This is a genomic window from Neisseria sp. HMSC067H09 (assembly GCF_001814135.1).
Taxonomy (GTDB): Bacteria; Pseudomonadota; Gammaproteobacteria; order Burkholderiales; family Neisseriaceae; genus Neisseria.
In genome coordinates this window covers 1-11,897 of record NZ_KV814861.1, presented here as the reverse complement: position 1 = coordinate 11,897, position 11,897 = coordinate 1, and the positions used below count along the sequence as shown (strand labels likewise).

Genomic DNA, 11,897 nt, shown 5'->3' with positions numbered 1-11,897 from the left:
GAGGGGATGTCCAACTTTTGGGGTGCAGTTCAAATTTTCAGACGACCTTTTTACTGATTGAGAGGAAATATCTTATTTATGAACAACTACTTCAATAATAGCAGCAATCTCTTTTTCTCGGGAAGCAGGACATTGCTGCAGGAATCTTCGGCGCGCACTGATTGTGTCGTGTCCGTATTTAAACTGGATGGAGTAAAACCTATGCAAAGACGGGCGACACTCGGTAGGAGGTGTTGTTGGCGAAGTCAGGCAGGTAATCGCTTCGCAGGCATATTTTTTGTCGCCTGTCAGTAATTTGAAAGCGCTATTACCTGAAGCAAAAGTAGAAAAAGAAGATAATGGAATCAGAATTGTAGTTAAAACAAAAGCAGAAAAGGATTTCATTTTCATAGATAATATCCAAAAATAATAAAAGTAAATTTTGTAATCAGTCGTTTGGAAGGGAGCAACGTTCAGGGACAATGATTACACACTCTTTGTAATTTCGAGAACTACAATTTTCTAAAGCCAACCTTTCTGAATTTCCTTCCGTACTAGAATTCCCTTTCGAAAGAAAACGTAGACCATTTTTCGTTCCTGTAGCAAGCGCATGACAGCCGTTCCTAACCCAATCACGAACTTTACAAAATTTACCAGCCCCCCTTTTTTCACATCTCTGGATGGCGACACGCTTAGCTTGCTCCAATGAATCCTCATTTACGGAATCTGTAATAATTCCGGTTTTGTTATTTAACACTATCGCTCCGTACTTTGATGGCACGTGGATAATAACCGGATTCGTATTGTTATAGGAATTGCCGTTATTGTTATAGGAATTACCGTTATTGTTATAAGAATTACCGACATTCACCGATGGGTGATATTTATTATAAATATCTTGTTGGTTATAACCATAACTACGCAATTCCGGCGCGTTTTGCAGCGCTCCGCGGGTTGGGTCGTATGCAAAAGAAATTTCGGAATATCCCAGTAAAACCGAAAAGAGTAGAAAAAGTTGCTTTTTCATCATTTTCCTTCTTCCTTCCTAAATAAATATAAATAAGGAATAAAAATTTTGTTAATCTTTTGATGTAGTGTTGACCTTTACAGCAGATTGCTTCGCCTGCTCAAAGGTTTTCACTTGATTACTGTTTACATTAGTGCCTGTTTCAGAGTTATTTACGTATTCAATCGTATTATTTATCGGTGCCATTGAATTTGTATTAGTATTATTATAAGCAGAATTTTGTTGCTGTCGGATTGGTGTGGGTTGTGCGCCACCTGCTATGCCAGGAGGCAGCGCTCCCGCAACTTGACTCGACCCACCCATACCGCCGGAAGACGCAGACTGCGGGTTCCAACCACTAAATGCTGAATATGGCGTGAAACTTCCCATCATACCGTTGAACCACAAACCTGCCATAGGAGGGACTATTATCAATAGGGTAGAAAGAATAAGTCCTAAACCGAGTTGCTGTGTTGCTGCCTGCATCACACCCGCCGCACCTTCTCCCGTTATGATATATGACGCGGTATCTGTGATAAATAAACTTGTAGCCACCTTGCTTGCTAAATCCATGGAGATTTCTGCCATTACTCCCAACAATACTCCAGAAAATATAGTCGCCAATCCATAATACAACCATTTCTGAAATAACGGAGCGGTTTTTTTGAAAAGAAGGCAAAGGATAAATATAGGACCAAATCCAATGAATAAAGCCATGGCAATACGGAATATAATCAACATCGAACCAGCAACCACACTAGGTCCTGCCGAGCCGATACCCGCGAACCATTTGGCATTAGCAATGTTTTCTTCTAATACAGGGTCATCAGCAGTGTCAATAGAGTTCATTACCCCCATAATAGCTTGTGTTGCGGTGAGATTGCGATCTATTTTACAAGAGAGGGTATTTCCTGTAGCGACATTACCTTTGGTTCGTGTGAGACAGACACTTCCTGCTTTTGCATCACCTGACATTATCTCTGAAATATTGTCAGTAAATTTATCCGTCATTGCACGTACACTAAAGCTACCTCCTGCAGCAAAGCTAAGCGCAACAAGGATAACGAGATAGTTTTTTCCTAGATTAAATACAAACCCTTTAATCCCTTCCTGACTTCTCCCAGTCGCCATTAAATATCCTTGTATCATTACCCAAACGGTAAGTAATCCAAGTATGGTTGCTATTGCCAGTTTCAGGTTTTGAGATAAAACATGTTCTGTAAAAAATTCTATTCGGGCATATATGTAATCTCTTATGCTTGAATAAAGGAAAAGTTCAGTTAGTCCATTCATGGTATTTAATTCTCTTTATTATTAAATATTTATTTTAAAAAAATTATATACTGCCACAAAGTTAGCAGCTTTTATATGAGTATACATTTATCTCTTAAGTTTGTTCTTTATTTTATTATCTTCTTTATTTTATTATCTATTGTCTTATCGTTACGGAGATTAGCAGCGTCAGTACGAACGTTATGAGTTTCTTCTTTTAGCCATGCTATCGCACTAGCCTTGGCGCTAGTTGACGCAATATTGCTGCCAGTAAGTTGTTCTTTGGCTATAGCAATACGTGCCTTGCGCATCCATTCGAGTTTTTCGTCAATAAGTTTGATTTTATGTTCGTATAGTTGCATCATATTATTCACATGTTGCATATTATTTTCAATATCCTGCTCCCTAGATTCTAATTTGCCCGCATTATTTTTGCTATTAAGTTCATCTGAATGTCTCTGAATTTTCTGGTTTATAATTCTCAACTGTTCTTGTACCCATTTTTCTCTTGCCATAAAAGTTTCAACTTTTTCAATCTCTAAATCAATCATCTTAGAGCACAACGCTTCAGATTTGCTATTTTTTAATTTACTACAGCGTATTCTTCTTTTTTCCAATAAAATAATTAAGTCCTGTTCTGAAAATTTAGGGCTTAAATCAATTCCCAATACCTTAGAAAGACCTTTTCGAAGAAGGTTTTTCCAATTCTTTAGTTGCGCCTGCCATTTATCTATCATTTCCCATTTTCGCATAATCGCAGCATGAAACTGCTGCGCTCCATCAAGTACGGGAATACCTGTCGAGTGTGCAGGCGGAACTGCCTGAATCAGCATAATAGACGCAATTATTGCCGATGCAATTTGTCTCGATCTATTTTTGTTTTTCATTTTTACCGTTTTCATGTGTCGTATCCTTTGCCATAGGTTTGCTTAAAAATTTTATTTAGACGGATCCGCCTGAAACTTCTCAGGCGGATCTATTTCATCACTCTCCGTTACGGAGTACTCCTATGGCAGCTTTTTTGCCTGAACCCTTACGCTGCGTATAAAATTTTTCCAGCCACATTTCTGGTGAGACTTTTTCGATAGATACTCTATTCTCCTTCGCTGTTTCCTTCACGATCCGATCCATAATATCGATATTATCCGTACTTGCAGAGATCACTGCCAGTTCATCATCCATTCCACGTAAATTGAGTTGACATACAGCCGAAGCATGACCTTGTTTGACAAGAAAGCATCGGCTTCGCTCATCTAAACTCTTAACTACTTGAAATTCTGATTCCGTCAGCTTGAGACCATCGATATAGTCTTTTTTATCGGCATTCGGGTTAGGTAGTAGAATCATAGTAGCAGTTTGCTCAATTAGTGCTGCGGAAATATCACTTTTAAGCGCATCTTCGGGTGACTGAGTAGCAAAAATGCCCAAACCGTTTTGTTTACGGATGGTTTTTTGCTTGTTTTTTGCAAACTCTTTCAAACCTCCTTCACCATCGAGAATTTTCCAGAACTCATCCATGACATAGATGAAGCGACGACCATCTATCAGCTCTTCCATTCGATGAATGAGGTAACCGATGACAGGATCACGTACTTGTGGATTTTCTATTACATCAGTGTAATCAAAGCCGATAATGTTAGCATCCTCAAAATCAATTTTATCTTCAGGATTATCAAATACCCAGCCTAAGCTATTACCACGCGTCCATTTTCGAATATTTGCGTAGAGCGAATCATCTCCGGTATTTGGCAGCGATTTCTGGAAGTTAGATAGGCTGCGCAATTGTGGTGGCGTATCCAATATAGCTCGAACGGCACGAAGAATATCGTCATCTTCAGAAGCAGAGTAGTGATCTTTGCCTCCGAGCTGTTTCATAAGATTACAGAGAAATTGGACATTTGCCTCAGTATTTTCGCATTGGAATGGATTAAAACCAGTTGGTTGCCCACTTTCTAAAGCCATATAGGTACCACCACAGGCACGGACAAAGATTTCCGCACCTCTGTCTTTATCAAAAAAGAAAATTGTAGGTTTAGGATCATATTTTTGAACTTGGCTCAAGAGGAAATTAATTAGTGCTGTTTTACCTGTACCAGATTTACCAATTACCATGGTATTAGCAATAGCTTTCTCTCCTTCAGAGTCCTCACTTTCATGTGTAGCATGAAAGTTGAAGTAGTAAGGCTGGCCATTAGTCGTTTGAAGAACAGTAACACACTGTCCCCAAGGGTTACGGTCACGTTTCCCTGTGGCAAAGTTATGTAAAGGAGAAAGACCGAGAAAATTCAATGAAGACAAGTTAGCTATACGGGTACGGTATTTCCAATTAGCCGGTAGTTGTGCATAGTATGCAGAACAGATAGCTAAATCTTCTTTAGTTGTAACAAAGCCAGCATTAGAGAGTTCTGCTCGGGCAGCCGCAATATTTTGGTAAAGTTGTTCTTGGGAATCAGCATAAACCGCTAGACTGAAGTGATACCCACCCAATACAAAATTGCCTGAAGCAAGCTGATCCATCGCATGATCTAGTTCGGCAATTTGTGTAAAAGATTTGTCACCAGAGGAAATCATCATTCCTCGGGTACGTTCAAGGGTTTTCATTGCATCATAGCGGCTCATTGGACTGAAACTGTGTGTGGCAATATATTCCATATCCAAATATTTGAGACCATTCAACACTCCAGGGAAAGTACCGTCAGGATACTCTTTAAGATTAAGCATAGCACCATAGTAATTTTTATTTTCGGGAGTCCTCACAACGTAATCCCCGGTCTTTGATGAGAATAGGTGGCGGCTTAATGGTAGGTAGTTATATACAGGAGCAGAGAGAACAGGGACAGGCTCATTTACACGATTAAGAATATATCCAAATAGCTCCAAAGTTTCAGAGAATAGAATTCCATTCCCTCCCTCATACATACCAAGACGATAAGGTAAATAGTCTTTTAGAACAGCCTCAAGATTAGTTGCTAATTCATCCAGCTTTGAAACAGCCTGTTCCTGTTCAGCTTTAAGTCGATCGATATTGCTAGATTTGTCAGCCAATTTTTTTCCATCAACAACGGGACGGTAAATTAGTGTAAGGTAGAGCTCATTATTCATGAGCTTTTCTTGAGATAACCGTTGAAAATAGTAGTCAGAAAGCTGTTGATTGAATGATTCATTAAATTTTGGTCTGAGATTAATACCATGGCGACGACGGATATCATGTACCCAAAAAGAGACGTTGGCATAGTCAGGTGCTCTGAGAGATTGAAGAAGACGGTTGAAGGTGTTGTGCTTATGCTCCAACTCCCATTCTTCTCTGCCAACAAACGGTAGTCCAGCAAGATGCCATGTTGTCAGATAATCTCCACCAGTCGTTTTAATGACTGTGGGTGAGACGTGTGTAGAAAGTGGTATGAATTGACTAATAGATGCGTCAGGAGTAAACATTTTTGTTCGTAAGATTATTTAAAATATTTATTTAGGATGAATACAAGCTCCAAATGTATTCCTAGATACATGTACGGAGCTTGATTTACTTTATCTATTTTGTTCTAGGTGGATGCCGATATTCATTAGGGGAAAAGCACCATACATTTGAAAACTCTTCACGATGTCGTACCTTCGTACGAAACTTAAAACGTAAGCCAAGAAGACGAAAAATCATATCATCACGTTTTGCCATCTGTCGCATGATCATAACAATAAAGGGTATAGTCAATAGAAAAAACATATTGAAATACATACCCATTAGCAATCCAGATCCTGCACCAATGAAGAAAGGAATATATGGCACACCTAAAAACGAAGCAGGTCGAGTACATCCACGAAAAACAATATTTTTTTGCATATGAAACTTTACATATAAAATTTATGAAAAGAATTGCATAACTTGGTGAATCATTGCGGTTTGTGCAGAGCATGAGTCAGCACTGCCAACCAACATTTTAGCAATCTGACCTGCTGCACCAATTAAAACTCCACCAATCAAGATAGGAGCTACGTCAGAAATACGCTTATGAGCAAACGCAATTTGATAACCTGCAAAAATAATAGCAATGGTTACGACAGCAACAGACATCAAGTTTAATACAGTATGAATATTTCTAATGAATGTACAAGCCCCTCCTTCTTTGCTAGTGAAGTTCAAGTCATCTGCAAATCCGGCTGTAGAAGCCAGTATGGTTACTGCAACAAAAGTAGCTGTAACAATATTTTCTGTGTTAAGCCAGGTTTTTTTTTGTAATACTGAATTTTTCATGTGAAATCACTCTATATAATATAAAATACTATAACATATTGAAGAATATTAAAATAAGAATTTAAAAAACAAATGAACTATCTATATTATTTTCAATGTCAATACCTGAACCTTTCTGGAGGGGTAATTTCTCTCCCACCTTAGTTTTAATTGATTTTATAGTACCATTCTGAAAAGACTCTTGGGAGTCTTTTGATGATTCTTTTTTTAGTAAGTCATAATTATGAGAAACAACTATTGCCCCTTTGTTTTGCAAAGCGAGCGTGTTTTTTAGATTTGATGAAGATGAATGAACGACCCGACCCATTGATGCAAAAATTTTTTGCACATAACCATGTTTGTATCCTGTCACAAAATTTCCGGAATAATAACAGCTAAATGCTTTTCCCCAATCTCCTGAGCGGTTAAAACACTCTTTTAATATTAGTGACCCAGCTTTGAGATTGGGACATATTTGAAAAGCATGCTCATATGTATGCAAACCGTATTTTCTCAGATTATACCAATTGATTTGAGCGATTCCAAGTGAAAAATTGTAACCCCTCTTTTCAAGCATCTTGGCGGTAGCAATGGCTTCATTAATATTTCTAGGTTGACGTTGTAAACGCCCACCAACTACGCCTATAGCATATGGATTCCCTGATGACTCAATGCGAACTATATGTTGCATTATAGTTGGCGAAACGGCTAAGCCAGAACAAGCAAAAATCATGACGATTGGAAATATTTTAGGTAATGTATTGACGCAGAATTTATCACACACTAGAATGCCTAACAAGATATTTCAAAAAAATATCATCTGTTAATATTGCTTTACAATAAAAGTAAAATTTCAAATTTTGTTTAATTTCTTAAAATTTCTTTAATTAAATTAAAGGCGTTAAAATAATGAATGTCTCTAGAGTTTTGCCATTTGCAATTGGTACATTAATGCTGATGTCAGGATGTACTTCTCATTCAGCTCCTGATTTTCCAAAATCATGGCAACCTATGAACCAGCTATCTGATCAAATTACCGAGATTCCACTAATAAAACCACATTTCTATGAGATAACTCGTTTGGATTCTACCGTAAAAGGTTTGTTAGAGAGATGGGGGGAAACGGCTAAAATGCCTGTGATATATGATCATCCATCTGATTTCACTCTATATAAAAAAGTTCAAAATATCCGGACAGTAGAATTGCGAGTTGCATTGGATGAATTGACAAATCTCTATTCAGATAAAGAGATGGTTTTCTATATTCAAAATGGCGTAATTATGGCTCATAGAAAATTAAATGGAGTTAACAATGCTACTTTGTCTAATGTCAGGGCAAAAAAGTAAATAATCAAATCATTTTATATTAATTCTTTTTGGAATGTTTATGTTTAACAAAAAAAAATTTACAGAAGATCAAAATGTTCAAATGAGTTTGAAAAAGTCTATAGACTTTGAAAATACATTAGTTGATATAAGAAAAAAAAGTGAAAAAAGAGCATGGATAATTGCTGGAATTTCTACTTTTTCATCATTGTGTTTATTAGGAGGAATATTTTATGTTCTTCCTTTAAAAGAGAAAGTGCCTTATTTAGTTATGGCAGATGTCTATACGGGACAATCTACAGTAGCAAAATTAACAAGTAACTGGAATAATATGACTATTACTCAAAACGAAGCAATTAATAAAAGTAATATATCTCATTTCATCATTGCTAGAGAATCTTTTGATAGTCAAATTATTTATGATAACGATTGGGCGACTGTTTATTCTATGTCAGTTCCCAATGTCTCTGATTCCTATCGTAATTTGATGAATAAAAGTAATCCTAATAGCCCCTTTAATCTATATGGTTCTGCTCAATCCATACGTGTTAAGATACTCAGTATCGTTTTAAATGATAGTGGTAGAGTTGATGGCCGCAATCCAAGTGCTACAGTTCGTTTCCAACGTTTCCTTTTTAATAAAAGTACAGGCAGCTCACAATTTATTGATAGTAATGTCGCAACTTTAACCTATACTTATAATGAAAATTTAAAAATGGATGAAAAATATCGGTTAAAAAATCCTCTTGGTTTCCAAGTATTGTCTTATAGGGTTGATCCTGATGCTAGCGCAGTCCCTGATCAAGAGTTTACAAATGATCCGCTTGTTTCCAATCCAATCCCTTCAAATTCAAATACACAGATAGAATCTATTGAGTCTAGTAAAAGTTTTACACGAAATGTTGCAGAGAGTGCTTCCGCGCCTACCTCTATCGTTCAATAGGGAAAGTAAATAATGTTCAAAAAATTTAAACATTACTCAATTTTAGCCACCGCATTATCATCATCTATTTTACATATGGACTTGCATGCAGCGCCAATCCAAGAGTATTTATTTGATGAAAATAAAACATACCCTGTTTATACAACTTTGGGGCTGGTAACTCAAATAGAATTAGATCCAAGAGAGGTTGTTAAAGATTTTGGTTCCGGTTTATCAAGTAGTTGGGATCTCGCTAGGAGAGAAAATGTCTTTTACTTAAGACCAAAAACAGAAACGGCTGATACAAATTTGATTGTCCGCACCCAATCCCATCAATATATTTTTGAATTAAAAGTTATTAAAGGAAATTGGAAAAAACTATCAGAAGCAACAGAAAAAGGGGTTAATTATCAGATTAAATTTAAATATCCTGACTCTATAGATTTTGGTTTGCAGTTAAAGTCTTTAGCAGGTTATAGCCTTAAATTTGATCCCTCAAGGTACTATCATACCGCTTATGATGTCGCAGTAGACAAAAAGTCTCAATGGCTTATGCCTTTGAAAGTCTATGATGATGGAAGATTCACGTATATCCACTTGAATAAAGGAAAATTCACAGGGGATTTTCCTACTATTTATGGTAGAAAAGATGAGAACTCTGAAGAGTTCATATTAAATAGTAATGTGGAAGGTAATATTATTATCGTTCACGGTACTTATCCTATTTTAGTTCTTCGACATGGAAATGATGTTGTTGGCTTAAGGAGAAATTGATAATGTCAGAAAATTATAATGATAACTTTATGCAAAAAGATACTCAGCATAATAACGCTGAAAATAAAAAAAATTTATATCAGAGCCAATATGAACAGCAGCAACTAGCAAGCTTAGAAGAAAATGCACCTAAATTAAATAGTCCTGTAGGCAGGGCAGTAAATAAAAAAGCTATTCTATTCATCATTCTAGCAGGGTTAGGAATGACTGCTTTAGGAGCATTTGTTTATTATCTTTTCAGTGAGGAAGAGGAGGAGCCACAGCCAGTAAGAGCAGAAGTTGTCAGCATCCCTGACTTGCCTCCGCCTGATCCTCTGCAGGTTAATGCGGGTCAACAAGTTATTCCTTTGATCGATGAAAAAGGAGCTAATGCTAACAATCAATCCGGTATATCGGATTTGTCAACTGTTGATAATGTGACTTCAGTACTTTCAGAACCAGAACCTCCGGAACAAATAGCTCCAAGCTATCCAACTGCAACAGACGTTCCTTATCAAATGCAGGGGCTAGGAGCTAATGGGGACAGTAGTAAATTTGACAATAGATCTGACGGGGCCTTTGTGCAAGAGGGAGATTCGGAAAAAACAGCCACTGCTGAAATTACTGTTGCTCATCATATGCATAATAAAGATAAATTATTAGTTCAGGGGACCTATTTAAGATGCATTTTGGAAACAAAAATTGTTTCAGAGGTTCCTGGTTTTACTTCATGTATTGTTACCGAACCAGTTTATTCCTCTACTGGCAAATATATGTTATTGCCAAAAGGATCTAAGGTTATGGGGCAATATGGTTCTAGCAATCCGACAAGTGGCCGTCTAGGTGTTATTTGGGATAGGATAATTACACCAGATGGGGTTGATGTAAATCTTAAGTCCCCTGGTGTCGATAATTTAGGAGCAGCAGGTCATGTAGGTAAATTTAAGTCACATTGGCCATCACGCTTAGGTTCTGCATTAATGATTAGTATGATTTCTGATGCTTTTAAATATGCTGCATCAGAATATGGGCCAGAAGGTAAAACTGTTACGACATCAACATCAACAGTAAAGAATCCTTATGAAAGTGAAACTGCTGAGACTTTAAGACAGTTAGCAATTAACCAATTAGATCGTAATAATGCCAGACCTAATACCGTAACTATTGAGCAAGGTAGTTTAATTAATATTTACACTGCAAAAGATATTGATTTTAGCTCGGTAATTAAATAATAAATGGGTCAATTAGTTTCAGTCTGCCTAAAGAAATTTTTTAGGCAGACTTGATCGACTTTATTTCAATATCACCTAATATATAATTTTTATTTTTATTTGTATATTCATAATTGTTATGGAAGAATTAAATTCAGGTATTTCTACAGATTTTTTAAATTATCAATATGAAATTTTGGGTATTTCACCGTTTTTAAAAGATCCCGATGTAACTGAGATTTGTATCAATAAACCAGGTGAGGTATTTTTAGAAACATCCCAAGGATGGAAAAAAGTTGAAGTTGAAAGTTTAAATTTTGATAGAGCACGGCAATTTTGTACAGCTGTAGTGAATGAGAGCAATACTGGACAAAGAATTACAGAATCTGAGCCCATGGTATCATTAACCTTTCCTACTGGACAGAGGGCTCAATTTGTTATTCCTCCTGCTTGTGATGCAGGGAAGGTCTCTATTACAGTTCGACTACCTTCGAAACATACTAAAAGTCTTAGTCAGTATAGTTCAGATGGTTTTTTTAATCAAATTGTTGATTTGAATAACCAACTCTCTGATCATGATAAAGAACTATTAGATTTGAAAAATGGTAAATGCTACGAAATGTTTTTCAAGAAAGCAGTTGAGTATAAAAAAAATATTGTCGTATCTGGTGCTACGGGAAGTGGTAAGACTACTTTTATGAAAGCATTAGTAAACCATATTCCTTTGCATGAACGGTTGATTAGCATTGAAGATGCGAGAGAACTTTTTATTCCTCACCAGAATGTTGTTCATTTACTTTATTCTAAGGGAGGACAGGGTAGTGCAAATGTATCTGCTAAAAGTTGCATGGAGTCTTGTTTAAGAATGAAGCCAGATAGAATTATTCTTGCTGAGCTTAGGGGTGATGAATCATTTTATTTCATTCGTAATTGCGCGTCAGGGCATCCTGGTTCTATTACTAGTTGCCATGCAGGAAGTACGATACAAACTTGGGATCAACTGGCTTTAATGGTCAAGGCATCTCAAGAAGGAAGCGGTTTAGAGTTTGATGTAATTATGAAACTATTAAAACAAACTATTGATATAATTGTGCATATAAAAGCGTATTCAGGAAGCCGCTATATCACAGGAATTGATTTTAATCCATTAAAAAACTAAGTTCATTCGCATAATGTACTTTTTTGTCCAGTTTATTAAATTAC

The 11,897-nt window shown here is 36.6% G+C and carries 13 protein-coding genes; 5 read left to right on the top strand and 8 right to left on the bottom strand.

All coding sequences use genetic code 11. The features are described 5' to 3' along the window. Positions 1-72: 72 nt before the first annotated feature. The 8 genes from HMPREF2954_RS11330 to HMPREF2954_RS11315 all read right to left on the bottom strand — a co-directional run bounded on the left by HMPREF2954_RS11330 (position 73) and on the right by HMPREF2954_RS11315 (position 7,281). Positions 73-390 (bottom strand): TrbM/KikA/MpfK family conjugal transfer protein, encoded by a 318-nt coding sequence (locus tag HMPREF2954_RS11330; RefSeq protein ID WP_082054524.1) that lies wholly within the window; start codon positions 388-390, stop codon positions 73-75. A 37-nt stretch (positions 391-427) separates the two neighbouring features. Beyond that, positions 428-1,009: a DUF4189 domain-containing protein gene (locus HMPREF2954_RS11325; protein ID WP_231574640.1), complete on the bottom strand. Its 582-nt coding sequence runs from the start codon at positions 1,007-1,009 to the stop codon at positions 428-430. Positions 1,010-1,057: 48 nt separating this feature from the next. Continuing rightward, positions 1,058-2,278: a TrbL/VirB6 family protein gene (locus tag HMPREF2954_RS01730; protein ID WP_052673331.1), complete on the bottom strand. Its 1,221-nt coding sequence runs from the start codon at positions 2,276-2,278 to the stop codon at positions 1,058-1,060. 107 nt (positions 2,279-2,385) lie between these two features. Continuing rightward, positions 2,386-3,159, bottom strand: coding sequence for a hypothetical protein (locus tag HMPREF2954_RS01725; RefSeq protein WP_045073865.1), 774 nt, complete (start codon positions 3,157-3,159; stop codon positions 2,386-2,388). Positions 3,160-3,241: 82 nt separating this feature from the next. Further along, positions 3,242-5,692: a VirB4 family type IV secretion/conjugal transfer ATPase gene (locus tag HMPREF2954_RS01720; RefSeq protein ID WP_045073867.1), complete on the bottom strand. Its 2,451-nt coding sequence runs from the start codon at positions 5,690-5,692 to the stop codon at positions 3,242-3,244. A gap of 94 nt (positions 5,693-5,786) precedes the next feature. Continuing rightward, positions 5,787-6,092: a VirB3 family type IV secretion system protein gene (locus HMPREF2954_RS11320; RefSeq protein WP_082054525.1), complete on the bottom strand. Its 306-nt coding sequence runs from the start codon at positions 6,090-6,092 to the stop codon at positions 5,787-5,789. Between the two features lie 21 nt (positions 6,093-6,113). After that, on the bottom strand, positions 6,114-6,503 hold the full coding sequence (locus HMPREF2954_RS01715) for a TrbC/VirB2 family protein (protein WP_045073869.1): 390 nt from the start codon (positions 6,501-6,503) through the stop codon (positions 6,114-6,116). Between the two features lie 61 nt (positions 6,504-6,564). Further along, positions 6,565-7,281, bottom strand: coding sequence for a lytic transglycosylase domain-containing protein (locus HMPREF2954_RS11315; RefSeq protein WP_231574641.1), 717 nt, complete (start codon positions 7,279-7,281; stop codon positions 6,565-6,567). Between the two features lie 110 nt (positions 7,282-7,391). On the opposite strand from HMPREF2954_RS11315, the gene HMPREF2954_RS01705 reads away from it, so the two are divergent. From HMPREF2954_RS01705 to virB11, 5 genes are all read left to right on the top strand, one after another. Next, positions 7,392-7,829 (top strand): hypothetical protein, encoded by a 438-nt coding sequence (locus HMPREF2954_RS01705; protein ID WP_045073872.1) that lies wholly within the window; start codon positions 7,392-7,394, stop codon positions 7,827-7,829. Between the two features lie 40 nt (positions 7,830-7,869). Continuing rightward, positions 7,870-8,751, top strand: a complete 882-nt coding sequence (locus HMPREF2954_RS01700; protein ID WP_045073874.1) for a VirB8 family type IV secretion system protein — start codon at positions 7,870-7,872, stop codon at positions 8,749-8,751. A 12-nt stretch (positions 8,752-8,763) separates the two neighbouring features. After that, positions 8,764-9,504, top strand: a complete 741-nt coding sequence (locus tag HMPREF2954_RS01695) for a TrbG/VirB9 family P-type conjugative transfer protein (protein WP_045073877.1) — start codon at positions 8,764-8,766, stop codon at positions 9,502-9,504. A 2-nt stretch (positions 9,505-9,506) separates the two neighbouring features. Next, the gene (locus HMPREF2954_RS01690; RefSeq protein ID WP_045073880.1) at positions 9,507-10,715 is read left to right on the top strand and encodes a TraB/TrbI/VirB10 family type IV secretion system protein; all 1,209 of its coding nucleotides are present in this window, start codon (positions 9,507-9,509) and stop codon (positions 10,713-10,715) included. A gap of 118 nt (positions 10,716-10,833) precedes the next feature. Continuing rightward, complete coding sequence (gene virB11 / locus HMPREF2954_RS01685; RefSeq protein ID WP_070688974.1) at positions 10,834-11,853, top strand: P-type DNA transfer ATPase VirB11; 1,020 nt, start codon at positions 10,834-10,836, stop codon at positions 11,851-11,853. The last annotated feature ends 44 nt before the right edge of the window (positions 11,854-11,897 follow it).